The sequence below is a fragment of the Streptomyces sp. NPDC001381 genome (assembly GCF_042895685.1).
GTDB lineage: Bacteria > Actinomycetota > Actinomycetes > Streptomycetales > Streptomycetaceae > Streptomyces.
In genome coordinates this window covers 902,541-920,117 of sequence record NZ_JBIAWO010000001.1, presented here as the reverse complement: position 1 = coordinate 920,117, position 17,577 = coordinate 902,541, and the positions used below count along the sequence as shown (strand labels likewise).

Annotated in this window: 13 protein-coding genes and 1 pseudogene; 7 read left to right on the top strand and 7 right to left on the bottom strand. The window is 71.2% G+C overall.

The genetic code is table 11. The features are described from left to right. Positions 1-79: 79 nt before the first annotated feature. Positions 80-700, top strand: a complete 621-nt coding sequence (locus tag ACFY2L_RS04105) for an ABC transporter ATP-binding protein (RefSeq protein WP_390821430.1) — start codon at positions 80-82, stop codon at positions 698-700. Further along, the gene (locus tag ACFY2L_RS04100) at positions 697-2,994 is read left to right on the top strand and encodes an FtsX-like permease family protein (RefSeq protein WP_390821429.1); all 2,298 of its coding nucleotides are present in this window, start codon (positions 697-699) and stop codon (positions 2,992-2,994) included. The genes ACFY2L_RS04105 and ACFY2L_RS04100 overlap by 4 nt, the downstream gene beginning before the upstream one ends. 21 nt (positions 2,995-3,015) lie before the next feature. On the opposite strand, the gene ACFY2L_RS04095 is transcribed toward ACFY2L_RS04100, so the two are convergent. Continuing rightward, entirely contained in the window at positions 3,016-3,591 is a 576-nt protein-coding gene (locus ACFY2L_RS04095) for a GNAT family N-acetyltransferase (RefSeq protein ID WP_390821428.1), read from the bottom strand. 154 nt (positions 3,592-3,745) lie between these two features. On the opposite strand from ACFY2L_RS04095, the gene ACFY2L_RS04090 reads away from it, so the two are divergent. Beyond that, positions 3,746-4,420, top strand: a complete 675-nt coding sequence (locus ACFY2L_RS04090; protein ID WP_390821427.1) for an O-methyltransferase — start codon at positions 3,746-3,748, stop codon at positions 4,418-4,420. A 33-nt stretch (positions 4,421-4,453) separates the two neighbouring features. On the opposite strand, the gene ACFY2L_RS04085 is transcribed toward ACFY2L_RS04090, so the two are convergent. Continuing rightward, on the bottom strand, positions 4,454-5,611 hold the full coding sequence (locus ACFY2L_RS04085; RefSeq protein WP_390821426.1) for an alkaline phosphatase PhoX: 1,158 nt from the start codon (positions 5,609-5,611) through the stop codon (positions 4,454-4,456). Positions 5,612-5,790: 179 nt separating this feature from the next. Between ACFY2L_RS04085 and ACFY2L_RS04080 the strand changes: the two genes are divergently transcribed. Together ACFY2L_RS04080 and ACFY2L_RS04075 are read left to right on the top strand one after the other, a co-directional pair. Then, positions 5,791-6,720 (top strand): oxidoreductase, encoded by a 930-nt coding sequence (locus ACFY2L_RS04080; protein ID WP_390655432.1) that lies wholly within the window; start codon positions 5,791-5,793, stop codon positions 6,718-6,720. A 74-nt stretch (positions 6,721-6,794) separates the two neighbouring features. Continuing rightward, positions 6,795-7,361, top strand: a complete 567-nt coding sequence (locus tag ACFY2L_RS04075; RefSeq protein WP_390821425.1) for an antibiotic biosynthesis monooxygenase — start codon at positions 6,795-6,797, stop codon at positions 7,359-7,361. Between the two features lie 77 nt (positions 7,362-7,438). On the opposite strand, the gene ACFY2L_RS04070 is transcribed toward ACFY2L_RS04075, so the two are convergent. Then, positions 7,439-9,589: a SulP family inorganic anion transporter gene (locus tag ACFY2L_RS04070; protein WP_390821424.1), complete on the bottom strand. Its 2,151-nt coding sequence runs from the start codon at positions 9,587-9,589 to the stop codon at positions 7,439-7,441. Continuing rightward, the gene (locus ACFY2L_RS04065; RefSeq protein ID WP_390655435.1) at positions 9,586-10,191 is read right to left on the bottom strand and encodes a carbonic anhydrase; all 606 of its coding nucleotides are present in this window, start codon (positions 10,189-10,191) and stop codon (positions 9,586-9,588) included. Before ACFY2L_RS04065 ends, ACFY2L_RS04070 begins: the two co-directional genes overlap by 4 nt. A 267-nt stretch (positions 10,192-10,458) precedes the next feature. Here ACFY2L_RS04065 and ACFY2L_RS04060 point away from each other — a divergent pair. Beyond that, a pseudogene (locus ACFY2L_RS04060) lies at positions 10,459-11,367 on the top strand (response regulator transcription factor); the annotation flags it as partial. Positions 11,368-11,633: 266 nt separating this feature from the next. Continuing rightward, positions 11,634-13,133, top strand: a complete 1,500-nt coding sequence (locus ACFY2L_RS04055) for an ATP-binding protein (protein WP_390655436.1) — start codon at positions 11,634-11,636, stop codon at positions 13,131-13,133. 83 nt (positions 13,134-13,216) lie between these two features. On the opposite strand, the gene nirD is transcribed toward ACFY2L_RS04055, so the two are convergent. The 3 genes from nirD to ACFY2L_RS04040 are packed head-to-tail and all read right to left on the bottom strand — an operon-like array spanning position 13,217 to position 17,378. Then, complete coding sequence (gene nirD, locus ACFY2L_RS04050; RefSeq protein ID WP_390821423.1) at positions 13,217-13,570, bottom strand: nitrite reductase small subunit NirD; 354 nt, start codon at positions 13,568-13,570, stop codon at positions 13,217-13,219. Continuing rightward, positions 13,567-16,164 carry a nitrite reductase large subunit NirB gene (nirB, locus tag ACFY2L_RS04045; protein ID WP_390821422.1) on the bottom strand — a complete coding sequence of 866 codons (2,598 nt, stop codon included), beginning with the start codon at positions 16,162-16,164 and terminating at the stop codon, positions 13,567-13,569. The genes nirD and nirB overlap by 4 nt, the downstream gene beginning before the upstream one ends. Continuing rightward, positions 16,161-17,378, bottom strand: coding sequence for an NAD(P)/FAD-dependent oxidoreductase (locus ACFY2L_RS04040; protein ID WP_390655439.1), 1,218 nt, complete (start codon positions 17,376-17,378; stop codon positions 16,161-16,163). Before ACFY2L_RS04040 ends, nirB begins: the two co-directional genes overlap by 4 nt. Positions 17,379-17,577 lie beyond the last annotated feature (199 nt).

Below are 17,577 nucleotides of genomic sequence, written 5' to 3'. Positions count from 1 at the left end.
ATAGGGGAAGAAGATCAACACGTCAGAAGTCCTGTCGGCCAAAGACCTTGAGCTCTACTACGGTGAAACCCGAGCAGTCATGAACGCGGGGTTGACGGTGCATCGTGGTGAGGTCGTGGCGATCACAGGTCAGAGTGGCTCGGGGAAATCCTCACTGTTGTACTGCCTGGCGGGGGTACTGCCCGTGGCCCGTGGCGAAGTGCGCTTTGAAGGGCGCCCTCTGGCGGGGCTGGGTGATGAAGAGCTCAGTGCGTTGCGCCGAGAACGGTTCGGGTTTGTATTCCAGTACGGGGAGCTCCTGCCGGAGCTGACCGTGGAGGAAAACACGGCTTTGCCCTTGCGCCTGGCAGGGCAGCGCAAAGCCGATGCACTCATTGCCGCCGGTGAGGTGCTGGGAAGGCTGGGGCTCGAGGACCTCCGGCAACGCAGGCCCTCTCAGGTCTCTGGCGGGCAGAGCCAACGTATCGCTGTCGCACGCGCGTTGGTTCATCAGCCTGCCGTGGTTTTCGCGGATGAGCCCACGGGGTCTCTCGACAGCGCCAACGCCACAGCTGTGCTGGAGGAGTTTCTGGCGCTGGCCCGGTCCCGGGGAACGGCTGTGGTCCTGGTGACCCATGATGCCGACGTGGCAGCTCGCGCGGATACCCAGTTCACCATGCACGACGGTGTACTGGTCAGCCGGGCGAGGGAGGCGTCGTGAGAGAACTGCAATTGGGTCTGCGTCTGCTGCTGGGCGGTGGCCGAGGCAACCGCGTTCGATTCCTTCTCATGACGCTCGGTGCCGCGATCGGGGTGTGCTGCCTGGCCATGGTCCTTGCCATCCCCGGAATTCTTGCTGCTCAGGACGCGCGTAAAGCTGCCCGCGAGCCGGATTGCATCACCGAAAGGCCAGGAACTTGCGGGTCCGGCAGTCGATCTGCTCTCGAACTGACACGAACGGATCCCTTTGGTGCGCGTCCCATGACACGCATCTTTCTCGCGGCCGGAACAACTCCAGTGGATCCTCCACCAGGTTTGAGTGAGTTTCCCTCGGCTGGTGAGGTCTTCGTGTCTCCCAGGCTGCATGAGGAATTGCAGGAGACGCCGGGACTTTCGCAGCTCTTTCCAGGCAAGGAAGTGGGGCGCATCGCGCCCGAAGGGCTGGCTCATCCTGATGAGCTGTACGCCTACATCGGTGTGGGCAGGGCCGAACTCGCGGAGCATCAGAGAATCACGCACTTCGGTATGTCCTACACTTCGAGCCCCACCGTGGAGGGCTCGGCGCTCGACATCGTGCGCTTTACTCTGGCCGGAGTGGTCCTTCTCCCCCTTGCGGTCTTCCTGACGGTGTGTGCCCAGCTTTCCGCTGCCTCACGAAACCGCCGGCTCGCGGCGCTGCGGCTTCTGGGCATGAGTCAGAAGGGCGTGCAACGAGTCAACGCCGCCGAAACCGTGGCCGCCGCCTTGCTCGGCGCGGTTATGGGGCTTGCCGGCTACTGGCTTGTGAATCAGGTCGTGGCGCGGATCGGTCTGCCAGGCTTCAGTTGGTATCCGTCCGATGGATCTCTTTCCCTCTCCACGGTTGCCGTCTGCGTCGTCGGATGTCCGTTGCTGGCATGGTTCGCGGGGCGTGTGGGTGGTCGGCGGGCAGCCGCAAAGCCGTTGGAAGTCCGGCGGAGCGCAGTGACGAAAGCGCCGGCGAAGTGGGGGATGCTCCCGCTGGTTCCTGGTCTGGGCGTGGTGACGGGGTACTGCGTGGCTGGGGCGACGGGTCATGCGCCTCGAGACACGGAGCTCTCCTCGATTCTCATGCCGATCGCCGTCGTACTGGTCGGCGCCGGGCTGGTCCTGACTCTGCCGCTGCTCTCCGGAGCGCTCGCTCGACGTGTGGCCGAGTCGGCCCGTTCGCTGTCTCTCGGGCTTGCCATGCGACGCCACGAGGTCGAACCCAGTGGTGCGTTCCGCGTCGCAACCGGACTGGTTCTTCTGGTATTCGGCGCCTCGCTGGTGCAGGGGGTTCTCATCGAATTGGACCAAGTCACGCGGAATACCTCATCGACTCAAATGTATGAACTCGACCTTGATGCGATGGCGTATGAGCAGGAGCGGGCTTTTGAGAAGGTGCCCGGCGTTCAAGGGCATGCGGTTGAGGCGGCCTCGTGGGCCGATCCCGACGTCTGGCCTTCTCCGAGGCTTCACGTTGTGGTGGCCACGTGCGATGGGGTCCGTGCCATGGTGCCTGACGTCGGCCCTTGCGTGGAAGGACAGTCGGCGGTCCTCGTGAATTCTGCCAATGCCAACCTGGACGAAGAGGTTCAGCCCGGAGCTGCGTTCTCATTCCACCTTCAGAACGAGAAGGGGGAGCGCCGGGATTTTACCTTGAAGGTGCCGCGCGAAACTGTTCGATTCAGGGACAACTCGGGCCTGTCGGCCTTCGATAGTGGCCAGGTTCTCGTGCCTCCGTCCGCTTTGCCCGAGGGTTTTCGGCTGGAGGAGGCCACTCTCACGCTTTCTAGTCACTCAGTCCCTGATGTCGTCCGGAATGTTCTCGACGGTATCGGAGGGGTTGACCCCACCATCGAAGTGAGAACACCCGGCATCAATGTCAGTGCTCTCGAGCAGGTGGCCATCGTCAGAACCCTGCTTGCAGTAGGCATGGTCCTCGGCATGATCATCGGTGTCGCCGCCTACCTGGTGGCCGCAACCGATCGCGCCGTCGAGCGTCGCCCACAGGTGACAGCCCTCGCTCTGCTCGGCGCGCGCCCTCGTACGCTCCGCACGGTCCAGGCCGTCCAAGTCGTTGTGCCACTTGCCATCGGGCTCGCCTTGGCCGTTGTCCTGGGGAAGATGGCGGAGTCGAGCTATCTCGTCACGGGTGGTGGTGACATCTTCTGGGATGGCGACGGTGTGCCGTTGTTGTTGGCTTGCGCCCTCGGCGCGGTAGTCGTTGCGACCCTGGGATCGTTGCCGTTGATCGGACGCCGGATCGACCCCGAGTTGATCCGGCGGGACTGACGGCCGGAAGGTGCGGGTGGTTCAGGGGCGGCATCCGTCAGGGGTGTCGCCCCTTTGCGGGGGCGGTGTCGGCCGGGTGGGGGAGTGGTCGAAGCGGTATGTCACTTGAGGCGCGTTCCACTCGACGAAGGTGTCCGCCGGCGTCGCTCCGAGGCGTTCAAGGAGCCGTCGCGAACTCTCGTTGGCCGCCTGGGTCACGGCGACGACGCCCGGTACCCGGGCCGGGACCTCGGCGGCGGCCCAGCGGACCGCCGCGGCAACGGCCTCTTGGGCGTAGCCGGACCCCCAGTACTCCGGTACGAGTTGGTAGGAAACCTCTGTCCGGCCGTCGCGGGCTTCGGGGGCCACGAACACCGAGCCGAGGGCCGTGTCGTCGAGCTGCCGCACCACGGTGAAGAGTCCCGTCACGCCGACGCACCGACGCGCGCGGGTCCTGGCCGCTTCCTCGGCAAGGGGCCCACCCAGGTACCGGCGCACCTCCACGTCGGTCCACAGACGGGTCAGCACCGGGGTGTCCGCTTCCACGACGGGGCGCAGGAGCAGCCGTTCCGTGGTCAGTGAGGCCGGCCAGTAGGGCACGACCTGCGCAGTAGGCATGACGTCGATCCATCCAACGGGTGGGGCCCGTCCCCAGGGTGGCCACAGCGTATGCGGTCAGGCGGACGGTGTCGGGGAATGCCCGGTGGTCGGCGATCTTGCGGATTAGGGTGGCGGGCAGGAGTGGGGCCGGCGTGAGGAGGGGGATGCCGCGGTGTATGCGTCCGAGGGGGTCTGGCGGGATGTCGACGCGTACTTCGTGGCGACGCTCGTCGCTGAGGACGAGGCGCTGGTCGAGGCGCGTGAGTCCGGGCGGCTGAGCACGATGCCGCAGGCGGAAGTCGCGCCCAACCAGGGGAAGTTGCTGGCTCTGCTGTGCGGGACGGCCGGGGCGCGGCGGGTGCTGGAGTTCGGGACGCTGGTGGGGTACAGCACGGTGTGGCTGGCGCGGGCCGTGGGGGAGGGCGGGCGGGTCACCTCGTTGGAGTTGGAGGAGCGGAACGCGGACATCGCCCGGCGGAACCTGGAGCGGGCCGGTGTCGCCGGGCGGGTCGACGTCGTCGTGGGGCCCGCGGCGGAGTCGGCGTGGCGGATGGTCGAGGACGGCGTGGAACCGTACGACTTCGTGTTCATCGATGCCGACAAGCCGAGCAACCCCGAGTACCTGAAGGCCTCCCTCGCGCTGACCCGGCCCGGGAGCGTGATCGTCGTCGACAACGTCGTGCGCGACGGTGCCGTCGTCGACGCCGGCAGCTCCGACGAGCGCGTTCAGGGCGTGCGGGCCGTGCTCGCGGACATCGCGGGGGATGCCCGGCTGGAGGCGACCGCGTTGCAGACGGTGGGTTCCAAGGGGTGGGACGGGTTCACCGTCGTCCGAAGGATCCGCTGACGCCCCTGGGCCCGTCCGCCCGGTCCGGGCGTGCTACGCGCGGAACGGGCCCTTCACCTCGTACGTGATTCCGCCCGACGAACTGCCGCTCGTACCCCGCTGGCTGGAGAAGTACAGACGGGTGCCGTCCGGGGAGAAGGCCGGGCCCGTGATCTCCGAGGAGGACTGGCCGTCGACGCGGAGGAAGGGGGCGACGACGTCGTCCGGGGTGATCAGGCAGATGTCCATGGTGCCGCCGTCCTCCGCGACGAACAGGTCGCCGGACGCCGAGCCCGTGATGTTGTCGACGCCCGTCAGAGGGGCTGTCCCGCTCGTCACCAGTGAGTCGTCGTAGGCCAGTTCGATCGTCTGGGCCGCCGCGTCGTACTGCCAGACGCGGTTGTCGCCCTTGGTCGTGAACCAGCAGGTGCCGTCCGCGTAGTGGCAGCCCTCGCCGCCGTTGAAGTGCTTGGCCCCGGAGACCTGGGTCCGGGTGGCGGTGGCGCCGGTCGGGTCGGGGACGGGGGACCAGGACACCGGGCCGGAGGTGCCGGTGCCCGCCACCATGACCTCCAGGGTGCCCGAGGACAGGTCGCCCCAACTCGTCGGCCGGAAGCGGTAGAAGCAGCCGTTCGTCTCGTCCTCCGTCAGGTAGATCACCTTGCGGACCGGGTCGGCGGCCGCCGCCTCGTGCTTGAAACGGCCCATCGCGTCCCGGCGGATCGCGGACTGGACTCCCCAGGGATCCGTCTCGTAGACGTAGCCGCGGTCCACCTCCTCGCAGGACAGCCAGGTGTTCCACGGGGTCCTGCCGCCCGCGCAGTTCTGGCGGGTGGAGGACAGGATGCGGTAGGCGCCGGTGATCGCGCCCGTCGAGGAGAACTTCACCGCGCTCGCGCCGCCCGACGGGTTGATCTCCGAGTTGGAGACGTAGATCCAGCCCGTGCCGTCCGCGTAACAGGCGCCGCCGTCGGGGGCGTTGTGCCAGGTGTACGACGTTCCGGAGACCGTCCGGCCGGAGCGGGCGATCACCCGGCTGGTGAAGCCGGCGGGGAGGCGGATGCCGTTGGCGTCGGGGGAGCCGAGCGCTCCGTAGGGGCCCGAGCCGGGCTGGGCGGGGGCGGCGTGGGCGGCGCCGCGCCAGAGGGTTCCGCCGAGTACGGCGGAGGAGCCGCCGACCGCGGCCGCGCGCAGGAAGGTACGACGTTCCACGCTCACTCCCAGGGGTGTCGTGAACCGGGCCCGGTACCGGACGGCGCCGGGGTCGTGCGAGGAGGACGCTAAGCGCGCAGGGTAGCTGTGTCGTGGACACGTCGTAACGGGAAGATGCGGGGTGCGTGACCGGGAGCACCGTAGGCTTTCCGAAGGCAGAGCAGCGGAGGAGGTCGGTCATGGCCGGCTGGAGCGTGCGCGACATTCCCGATCAGGGTGGTCGGTCCGCCGTCGTCACCGGCGCCAACAGCGGGCTCGGGTACGTCGTCGCCAGAGAGCTCGCCCGGAAGGGGGCACGCGTGGTGCTCGCCTGCCGGAGCGAGGCGCGGGGTGCCGCCGCCGTCGAGCGGCTCGCAAGTGAAGTGCCGCGTGCCGACGTGGACTTGGCGCGGCTCGACCTCGGGGACCTCTCCTCCGTACGGGAGTTCGCGACGTCGTACGACGGTCCCCTCGACCTTCTCGTCAACAACGCGGGCGTGATGGCGTTGCCGTACGGCACCACCGCCGACGGCTTCGAGACGCAGTTCGGGGTGAACCACCTCGGGCACTTCGCGCTCACCGGGCTGCTGCTGCCCGCGCTGCTCGCCGCGCCGTCCGGAGCCCGGGTCGTCACCGTCTCCAGCATGATGCACCTGGTCGGCAACATCGACGCCCGCGATCTCAACTCAGAACGCCGGTACCGCCGTTGGCTCGCGTACGGCCGGTCCAAGACCGCCAACCTGCTGTTCACGCACGAACTCGCGCGACGGCTGGAAGCCGCCGGAACCGACGTCGTGGCGGCGGCCGCCCACCCGGGGTACGCGGCAACCAACCTCCAGACCGCCGGACCGCGTGCGGAGGGGCGGCGGGCCGCCGAGCGGCTGATGGAACTCGGCAACCGCGTGGTCGCCCAGCCCGCCGAGGCCGGCGCGCTGCCCGTGCTGTACGCGGCGACTGCGCCCGGAGTCCGGCCGGACTCGTTCACCGGGCCGTCGCTCGCGATGTGGCGCGGGGCGCCCGCACCGTCGTGGCGGGCGCCCTGGACCACCCACGACGCGGTGGCGCGCCGGCTCTGGGAGGCCTCGGAGGAGCTGACGGGCGTGTCCTACGACGCCCTCAAGGCCGTATGACCGCCCCGCGCACCGGTTCGTCCGGCGGCGCGGACCGGGCATGATCCGCGCCGTACGTGGCACCCGTGATGAGCATGAGCACCACGCACGTGCGGCGGGGCGATCCCATCACCACGGTCCTCACCTGGGAGGTCCGCCCCGGCCGTGAGCAGGATTTCGAGGACTGGACGCGTGGGATCACCCGCTGTGCCAGACGGTTCCCGGGCAACGAGGGAGTCTCGTGGCTGCGCCCCGAGCAGGGCCACCGCTTCCACGCGGTGCTGCGCTGGTCCGATCCCCAGCGGCTCGCCGCCTGGCTGGAGTCGGACGAGCGGGCGGCATGGCACGAGCGGATCGCGGACGTCGCCACGGAGATCGGCAGCGAGCGGCAGTCGACGTCCGGGATGGAGACCTGGTTCAGTCTGCCCGGCACCACCGTGCAGCCGCCGACCCGCTGGAAGATGGTGCTCACCACGTTCCTCGGCGCGTATCCGTTCACGCTGCTGATCCAGTGGCTGGTGGCGCCGGCCACGGGTGCCTGGCCCCTGCCCCTGCGGGCCGCCGTGTTCCCGGTGATGCTGCTGCCGACGCTGACGTACCTGGTGATGCCGCAGCTGAGCCACCTGCTGCGGCGGTGGCTGTACCCGCCGCCGGACCGCTGACGAACCCGGCGGACCCGCCACGGGTCGACCGTCGGACGGGTCCGCCGTCGGAGGGGTCCACCGTCCCGGGGCGGCGGCTACCGCTGGGCGCGACCCGGCGCGTATTCCTCCGCGTACCGCTCGGCGAAGTCCTCCGGCATGGGAGTGGTGTCCAGGTAGAACCACTCCGCGGTGGGGCCGGGCGCGACGGGGGAGGGGGCGGGGGCGGCGGGGGCGGCGGCCGTCCCCCGGCGGGGCAGGGGAGCGGGCCGCGCGTGCCGGCCGGCGCCGCGCCGCGCGGCCCCTTCGTCTCCGGGGCGCGGGGTCCCTTCCCCTCCGGGCCGCGAGAACCACTCGGCACCGGTCCCCGACGGCCATTCGGCATCGCTCCCCGAGGGCCACTCGGCACCGGTCCCCGACGGCCAGGCGCCGGCGGTCCCCGGAGGCCGTTCGGAACCGGGCCGCGCAGACCGGTCGGCCACCGACTGCGGGGAGCCGTGCTCGTCGGAGGCGTGCGGCTTCGCCGGACCCGGCATCAGCAGTTCGACCCGGAGACCCTTGCCGCGCTGCTGGGCCGTGAACTCCTCCACCTGGCTGCGGCAGGCGTGGTCGAGGTGCGTCACGCCGGTGAGGTCCAGCCGGATCCGGGGCCGGCCGGCCCCGGCTGCGGCCTCCAGCGCCTCGATGACCTGCGGCAGCCGCAGGAAGGTCGCGTTCCCCGCCATGACCACCTTCGCGGTGTCGTCCTCGATGTGCTGCCTGATCACCGTCTGCGACATGCGCACCGCCGCCAGCACGATGCCCGCCGCGAGGCCGAACAGGACGCCCTCCAGGAGCGCGGTCGCCACGATGACCAGCGTGGTGAGCGTCATGACCGCGAACTCGCCGCGGTCCTGCCGCCACATCTTCGGGAACTCCTCGGGCGCGAACAGCTTCCACCCGCTGTGGATCAGCACGCCGGCCAGGACCGAGATCGGGATCAGGGCCAGCACCTGGGGGAGGAGGAGCGCGAAGGCGAGCAGCCAGAGGCCGTGCAGGGTGCGGGAGAGCCGGGTCTTCGCGCCCGCCTGCACGTTCGCCGAGCTGCGGGCCACCACCGCCGTGATGGGCAGCGCGCCCAGCAGGCCCGCGACCGTGTTGCCGGCGCCCTGGGCGATCAGCTCGGGGTTGTAGCGGGTGCGCGGACCGTCGTGCATACGGTCCACCGCGGCCGCCGTGAACAGGGACTCGGCGGAGGCGATCACCGTGAAGGTCAGGACGGCCGTGATGATCCCCGCGTCGGCCAGGCCCGCGAACTGTTCCGGGCCCGGCACGTCGACCGAGGCCAGCAGGTTGCCCACTTGCAGCGTCTTGATCTCGACGCCCGGGATCGCGGCGACCGCGATGCCGATGCCGACCGCGACCAGGGCCGCCGGGACCTTCCTGACCGGTCCGGGCGCCTTCTTCCACAGGAAGCTCAGCACGACCGTGACGGCACCGAGGGCGGCCGCGATCAGGGCCTGCGGGTCGGTGAGCGTGCCGGCGAGCAGGCCGGGGACGCCGGCCATGTTCTCGAGCGGGGTGCCGGGGGCCTTCGCGTCCATCGCCGGGTACGCCTGGCTGAACATCAGCGGCAGACCGATGCCGGCGAGCATGCCCTGGACGACGGCCAGCGAGATCGCCTGGAAGAACCGGCCCAGCTTGACCAGGCCGAGGACGATCTGGAGCAGGCCCGAGAAGAGCACGATCACCCCGAGCATGGCCACGCCGTGCTCCAGTACGGTCTCCGCGACCAGCGCGGCGAGACCGGCGGCCGGGCCGCTCACCTGGAGCGTGCTGCCGCGCGCCGCGCCGACCACGAGACCGCCGATGACACCCGAGATGATGCCCAGCTCGGCGGGGACACCGGAGGCCACGGCCACGCCGATGCAGAGGGGGAGCGCGACCAGGAAGACGACGAGGGACGCGGTGATCTCGGTGGCCAGGTCGGCCTTCGGGCCCTTCCGGGTCGTCACGGAGTCCTTGCCCGCCCCCACGTCCCCGCCCGCCCCCACGTCCCCGCCCGCCCCCACGTCCCCGCCCGCCCCCACGTCCCCGCCCGGGCCGGCGTCCGTGCCCAGGCCCAGGCCCAGGCCCCAGCGTGAGCCGGCGCCCCTGCCCGCGTCCCCGCCCGTGCCCCGGGCCGGGTCCCGCGCCCCGTCCCGGGCCGGGCGGGCCTTCGGGTCGCGGGCCCTCGCGCCGCGGGTCCGGGTGGCGTGTGCGCCGCTCATGCGGCGTGCACCCGGAACAGACCGTCCTCGTCCAGCTCGTGCACCCGGCCGGTGTCCACCTCGTAGTACCAGCCGTGCAGCCGCAGGCTCCCCGAGTCCAGACGCCGCCGCGCGGAGGGGTAACTCCGCAGCAGGGTGAGCTGGTTGACGACGTTCAGCTGGGCGACCTCCCGCAGCCGCGGATCCTCCGCCGGTCCGTCCAGGGCGGATGCCAGCCTCGGGCGGGCCAGTTGCAGCCAGGCGTCCACACCGGGCAGGGCGGACAGGTCGTCGCCGGACTTGAGCGCGCCCATCGCCCCGCAGTGGGAGTGGCCGCACACCACGATGTCCTGAACGCCGAGCACCTCCAGCGCGTACTCGATGGTGGCGGCCTCGCCCGAGGCCCCCTGTCCGCCATGCGGCGGAACAATGTTCCCGGCGTTTCGCAGCTCGAACATCTCACCGGGCCGCGCGCCGGTTATCAGGGCTGGAATCACCCGTGAGTCGGAACAGGTGATGAACAATGCCTCGGGGTATTGCCCCTCGGCCAGCCGCCGGTATTCGCCGCTTTCGAAGTCGACCCGCCGTTGGAACGAGCGGGCGCGGTCCAGCAGTGCTTTCACGTTTCCTCCCGGTGCTTTCATCCCAGGTCAGAGCTGGTCGTCATGGGGGTACGACCAGTTCCTCATCACCGTAGAGGAGCCTTTGCCAGGCGAAGGTTAGAGGAACACTAAACCGCCGACAAGAATGGGACAGTTTTTGTCGGGTGCCGTCTCGGACTGAGCTGCTGCTCACATTCTCCGGATCGATACGATGTTTTATCGGTCGCTCTTGTAGCGTGGCGTGTCCACGGAACACGCGAATTCGGTTCACGGGAGAGACGGGAACGCATGGGCGTACGAGTCCTGCTCATCGAGGACGACCAGACGATCGCCGAACCGCTCGTCGAGGGTCTCGGGCACTTCGGACTGACGGTGCATCACGTCAGCACGGGGAACGAGGGGTTGAGAGGCCCGTACGGCGATGTCGTGCTGCTCGACCTGGGGTTGCCCGACGTGGACGGCATCGACGTATGCCGCGGCATCCGGCAGACCTCCGACGTCCCCATCATCATCCTCAGCGCGCGGGGCGAGGAGGCCGACCGGGTGCTGGGCCTGGAACTGGGGGCCGACGACTACCTGGCCAAACCGTTCAGCATGCGGGAGCTGGTCGCGCGGGTGCGGGCGGTGACCCGGCGGACCCACCGTGGGCTGGGAGAGCGGGAGTTCACGGGCGCGGCGGCGGAACCGTTCGGCGGAGAGCCTTTCGCGGCCCCCTACGGCGCCACCGCCCCCCACGCCGCCACCGCCCCCTCCGCCGCCTTCGAGTCCGCACCCCCGCCTCCGCCCCCGGCCTCCCCTCCGTCTGCGGTCCCGCCCCCGCCCCAGGTCTCGCCGCCGCCCCCGAGCCCGCTGGCTTCCCCGCCCTTCGAAGCCGTCGAGGGTGCCGTCGGCCCGCTGGTCGTCGACCGGCGGACCCGGCAGGTGTGGGTGGGGGAGGAGGCGGTGACGCTGACACCCAAGGAGTTCGGGCTGCTCGCGCTGCTCACCGAGGACCCGGGTGCCGTGTACTCACGGCAGCAGATCCTCGACCGGGTCTGGGATCCGCACTACGAGGGTCCGACCAAGACGCTGGACGTGCATGTCGCCACGCTGCGGCGGAAGTTGGGCAACCCGGCGTGGATCCAGACGCTGCGCGGCGTCGGCTTCCGGCTGGCGGTCCACACCCGGCCTCCGACCGCCCCCCAGCCCGACCGGCCCTCCTACGGCCGGCCCACCCGCGACCACACGTACGACCAGGCCCCGTACGACCAGCCCACCCATGACCAGCCCAGGAACGACCAGCCCAGGGACGACAGCCCCAGCCACGACCGCCCCACCTACAGTCAGCCCCCCTACGACCCACCCTCCTACAGCCCGCCCACGTACGACGCGCCCACGTACAGCCCGCCCACGTACGACCGACCCCCCTACGACACCCCGTTCACCCGCCCCCTCCCCACCCCCCATCCCTCGGCGGCCTGCTGATGACCCGTCGGCTGCTGCTCAGCTACCTCACGCTCGCCGCCCTGCTCCTGCTCTGCCTGGAGATCCCGCTCGGCTTCGTCTACTCGCGGGCCGAGCGGGAGCGGGTGATCAACGCGGCGAAGGACGAGGCGGAGTCGGTGTCGGCGTTCGCCTCGCTGTCCGTCTCGGCGGGCCGGGCCGCCCAGGACCTGCCCGAGCGCGCCGCGCACTGCGCCGAGCGCATCGGCGGCAAGGTGCTGATCGTCGACCGGAGCGGCGCCCTGCTGGCCACCTCGCATCCGCTCGGCGCGGCCGAGGAGTCCCGCCTGGCCTCCTGGCCGGGGATCGCCGCCGCACTGCGCGGCACCGCCACGGCGGACGTGCGCACCTCCACCATCGGCGGGGTGGAGTACCTCGCGGTGGCCACCCCGGTGCGGCACGGCGCCGAGGAGCAGGGGGCCGTACGGATCACCGTGCCGACCAGGATGGTGGCCGACCGGGTCCGTCACGTCTGGCTGCTGCTGGGCCTCGGCGGGCTGGCCGCGCTGACCGCGGTGGCCGTCATCGGGTTCGGCATCGCGCGCTGGACCGGCCGCCCCATCCGCGAACTGGAGCACGCCACCAACGAGTTGGCGGTCGGCGGCACCGCCGTGCCGGTGACGATCACCAAGGGGCCGCCGGAGGTGCGCAGTCTGGCCGCCACCTTCAACCGCACCGCCGCCCGCCTGGAACACCTGCTGGCCTCCCAGCGGGCGTTCGCCGGCGAGGCCTCGCACCAGCTCAAGACCCCGCTCGCGGCGCTGCGGCTGCGGCTGGAGAACCTGGAGAACGACATCGCCCTGAACGCGCGCGGCTCGCTCACCGCGGCGCTGACCGAGACCGACCGGCTGGCCCGGATGGTCGAGGGGCTGCTGGCGATGGCCCGGCTCGACGAGAGCGCCGCCGAGCGGGAGCCGGTCGATCTGGCGCAGGTGTGCGCGGAACGCCACAGCGCCTGGAGCGCGCTGTACGAGCAGCACGGCGTCTGGCTGGCGCTGGCCGGCGACTGCACGGGGGAGGTGCTGGCCCTGCCCGGGGCGGTCGAGCAGATCCTCGACAACCTGCTCTCCAACGCCCTGCGGGTGTCGCCGCCGGGCTCCACGGTCTCGATCGACCCGCGCCGTCACGCGCCCCACGAACGGCGCTTCCCGCACCGCCAGGCGCACCGTGCGGCGGGCCCGGCCTGGGTCGAGCTGCACGTCATGGACGAGGGCCCCGGCATGACCGAGGAACAGCGCCGGCGCGCCTTCGACCGTTTCTGGCGCGCCCCGGGCGCCCCCAAGGGCGGCACGGGTCTCGGCCTGGCCCTGGTGCAGCGCCTCGCCCACGCGAGCGGCGGCGAGGCGGTTCTGCGGCCGGCGCCGCTCGGCGGTCTCGACGCCGTGATCCGGCTCGCGGCGGTGCCGGGCCGGGCCGGCACCGCGGCACCCTCCCAGCGGCCGGCGCGACCGCTGCAGACGGCGGCACCGGGCCGACGGTGACGAGTGCCGACGCTGACCCGGGCCGACGGTGACGAGTGCCGACGGTGACCCGGGTCGGCGCTGACCCGGGTCACCGTGGGTTCTCAGGCCGCCGCCCGTACCTCGTACGTCGCGATGCGCACCGTCTCGTCGTCCAGGCACTGCCCGCTCGCCAGGTCGAAGCGCTGCTTGAGCAGGGGCGAGGCGACGAACGGGCGGCCCTGGTGGGTGCCGGTCAGGCCGCGGGAGAGGACCGCCGCCCCGCCGAACGGGTCACGGTTGTCGACGGCGTACAGCTCGCCGGCGCGGTCACGGAACAGGGCGACCTGGCGGCCGTCGGGCAGCAGCGCCGCCACACCGCGGCCGGGCAGCAGCTGGTTCAGGTCGCAGACCGTGAACCAGCCCTCCTCCAGCTGGAGTTGGATCTTCAGGTCGGTGGTCTCGGGTGCCAGTGTCATCGCTGGGCGCTCCCTTCCAGGGGACGGTGGCCGATGGTCAGCAGCGGCAGGTCGGGCTTGATCTGGTCGCGCTCGGGGACGAAGCCGACGACCGGGTCGGGGGTGTCCGGCGCGTTGATGAAGGACACGAACCGGGCGAGCTTCTCGGGGTCGTTGATGGTGGTGGCCCACTCGTCGGCGTAGTGCGCCACGTGGTCCGCCATCAGGGACTCCAGCTCCTCGCAGATGCCGAGGGAGTCCTCCACGACCACGTCTCGCACGTGGTCCAGGCCGCCGGGGATCCGCTCCAGCCAGGTGGAGGTGCGCTCCAGGCGCTCGGCGGTGCGGATGTAGAACATCAGGAAGCGGTCGATCAGACGGACCAGTTCGGCGTCCGACAGGTCCTGGGCGAGCAGGTCCGCGTGGCGCGGGGTGGCGCCGCCGTTGCCGCCGACGTACAGGTTCCAGCCGTTGGAGGTGGCGATCACGCCGAAGTCCTTCGACTGGGCCTCCGCGCACTCACGGGCGCAGCCCGACACCGCCGACTTCAGCTTGTGCGGCGAGCGCAGACCCCGGTAGCGCAGCTCCAGGTCGATCGCCATCCGGACGGAGTCCTGGACGCCGTAGCGGCACCAGGTCTGGCCCACGCAGGACTTCACCGTGCGCAGCGCCTTGCCGTACGCGTGGCCCGACTCGAAGCCGGCGTCCACCAACCGGGCCCAGATCAGCGGGAGCTGCTCGACGCGCGCGCCGAACATGTCGATCCGCTGACCACCGGTGATCTTCGTGTAGAGGCCGAAGTCACGGGCGATCTCGCCGATCACGATCAGGCCCTCGGGGGTGATCTCACCGCCGGGGATGCGCGGGACGACCGAGTAGGAGCCGTTCTTCTGGAGGTTGGCGAGGAAGTGGTCGTTGCTGTCCTGCAGGGCCGCCTGCTCGCCGTCCAGGACGTAGCCGCTCGCACCGATCGTCGGGGCGAGGGACGCGATGATCGAGCCGATCGCCGGCTTGCAGATCTCGCAGCCGTCGCCGCCCCGGGCGTCCTCGCGGCCGTAACGGTCGAGGAGGTCCTGGTAGGTGTTGATGCGCAGGGCGAGGACGATCTCGTACAGCTCCTCGCGGGTCTGCGCGAAGCAGCCGCACAGGCCCTTGTCGACCTCGACGCCGCTCGCCTCCAGCTCGGCGGTGACCAGCTGGCCGAGGACCTTCACGCAGGAACCGCAGCCCGTGCCGGCCTTGGTGCACTTCTTCACCTCGGGCACGGTGGTGCACTGGTGCTCGGTGACCGCGCCGCGGATCGTGCCCTTGCTGACGTTGTGGCAGGAGCAGATGATCGCCTCGTCCGGCAGCGCGGACGGGCCGAGCTGGGCGCCGCCCCCGGAACCGGCGGGCAGGACCAGCGACTCGGGCGAGACCGGCGGGACCGAACCGGTCAGGGCGCGCAGCGTGCCGTACGCCTCCGCGTCGCCGACCAGGATGCCGCCGAGCAGCGTGCCGTCACGGCCGATGACCAGCTTCTTGTACAGGCCCGCGCGGGAGTCGGAGTAGACGACGTCGAGGCAGTCCTCGGTCGCGCCGTGCGCGTCGCCGAAGGACGCCACGTCCACGCCGAGCAGCTTCAGCTTGGTGGACAGGTCGGCGCCGGTGAAGGACGCCTCGTCGGCGGCGATGGTCGCGGCGGCCGTCTCCGCCTGCTCGTACCCCGGGGCCACCAGGCCGTAGACCCGGCCGTCCGCCGCCAGCGCGCACTCGCCGATCGCGAAGACGTGCGGGTCGGAGACGGTGCGGCACTGCTCGTCGACCGAGATGCCGCCGCGCTCGCCGACCTTCAGACCGCAGTCGCGGGCGAGCTGGTCGCGGGGACGGACGCCGGCGCTGAACACCACCATGTCGGTGGCGAGTTCGGAGCCGTCGGACAGCTTCATACCGGTGACCGCGCCGTCCTCGCCGACGACGATCTCCTGGGTGCCCACACCGGTGTGCACGCTCAGGCCCATGTCCTCGATGGTGCGCAGCAGCGCGGCGCCGCCGCCCTCGTCGACCTGGACGGGCATCAGCCGGGGCGCGAACTCCACGATGTGGGAGGTGAGTCCGAGGCCCTTCAGGGCGCCGGCCGCCTCCAGGCCGAGCAGACCGCCGCCGACCACCGCACCGGTCGTCGCCTTCGTCTTCGCGTACTCCTCGATCGCGAGGAGGTCCTCGATCGTGCGGTAGACGAAGCAGCCCTCGGCGTCCTTGTGGGGGACCGGCGGCACGAAGGGGTACGAGCCGGTGGCGAGGACGAGGGTGTCGTACTCGAAGACCTGGCCGGAGCGGGCCGTGACCTTCTTCGCCTCGCGGTCGATCGACTCCGCCGGGTCGCCGACGTACAGCTCGATGCCGTGGGTGGCGATGAACTCCATGTCGGTCATGGAGAGGTCCTCGGGGGTCTTGCCCGAGAAGTACGAGGTGAGCGCGACGCGGTCGTACGCGGGACGCGGCTCCTCGCACAGCACGACCACGCGGTGCGTGGCGGTCAGGCCGCGCTCGCCGAGCGCTTCGAGGAAGCGCTGGCCGACCATGCCGTGGCCGACGAGCACGATCGTGGGGGTGGCCCCCAGGGTGGCGGTCATGAGGAGCCTCCATCGTTGGTGAGCAGGTGGAGCAGGGGGCCGCCGTCGGACGGGAGCGGCTCTGCTCCCTCCCAGGCGCGGGCGAGCGCGCCGACGGTGCCGAGTTCGCCGACGAGGACCCCGCCGACCAGGCGGTCGTCGCGGACGACGACCTTGCGGTAGGTCCCGCGGGTGGCGTCGGCGAGCTGCACGACGTCGTCGCCGGGGCGCGGCTCGGTCTCGCCGAACGCGGCGAGGTCGAAGACGCTGTTCCCGGAGAGAGTGAGACGGGTGAGGACGCGGGTGCCGCCGTAGCGGGAGTCCGGGTCGCCGGCGAGCGACTCGGCGAGCACGTCGGCCTGTTCGAGCGCCGGTGCGGCCAGTCCGTACACGTTCCCGTCGTGCTGGGCGCAGTCGCCGATGGCGCGGATGTGCGGGTCGGACGTACGGAGTTGGTCGTCGACCAGGATGCCCTTGTGCACGGCGAGGCCCGCCTCCTTGGCGAGACCGGCGCGCGGGGAGACCCCGCAGGCCAGCACCACCAGGTCGGCGTCGAGGGCGTAGCCGTCGGACATCTCTACGGAGCGGACGGCCCCGCCGACGCAGCGCACGTCGCGGACGCGGCACTCGGTGTGGACCTCGACGCCCAGGTCCTTCAGGTGCCGCAGCACCAGCTTGGAGGCGCTCGGGTCGAGCTGGCGCTCCATGAGCCGCTCGGACTGCTGGGCGAGGACCACCTGCGCGCCGCGCATGGCGAGGGCGCGCGCCGCGGAGACCCCGAGGAGCCCGCCGCCGATGACGACGGCCCGCACACCCGGCCGGACGGCCTTCGACAGGCCCAGGCAGTCGTCCATGGTGCGGAACGCGTGGACGCCCTCGGGCAGCACGTGGTCGGGGGTGAACAGCCCGCGCAGGGGCGGCAGCACCGGGTTGGAGCCGGTCGCCAGGACCAGCGTGTCGTATGCGATCTCCGAGCCGTCCGCGCACGCCACGGTCCGCCGGTCGCGGTCGATGCCGGTGACGCGGGCCCGGACCAGCCCGGCGGGCGAGGGCAGCGCGATCACCTCGGGGGCGTACCGGCCGGCCAGCACCTCGGCGAGCAGGACCCGGTTGTACGGGCGGTGCTCCTCCTCGCCGACGAGCAGCGCGGGCATGCCCAGCTCACCGAGCCGGCGGGCGAGACGTACGCCCGCGAGGCCGGCGCCGATCACCACCACACGCGAATTCGAGGTCATGTCATCGAGCGTGCGGTGCGGAGGTTACCCGGCCGCATCACGGTTGTTTCCCGCGAGGAACGCTGCCCTCAGCGGGGGCCGGACGGGGGTGTGAGGGTTCCCGGGGCCGGTGGGAGGGGGTGTGTGAGGCGCCCTGGGGCGGCCGGCCCGGGGGTGTGCGAGGCGGTCCCGGGGCGGATGGCCGGGCTGTCCGAGGTGA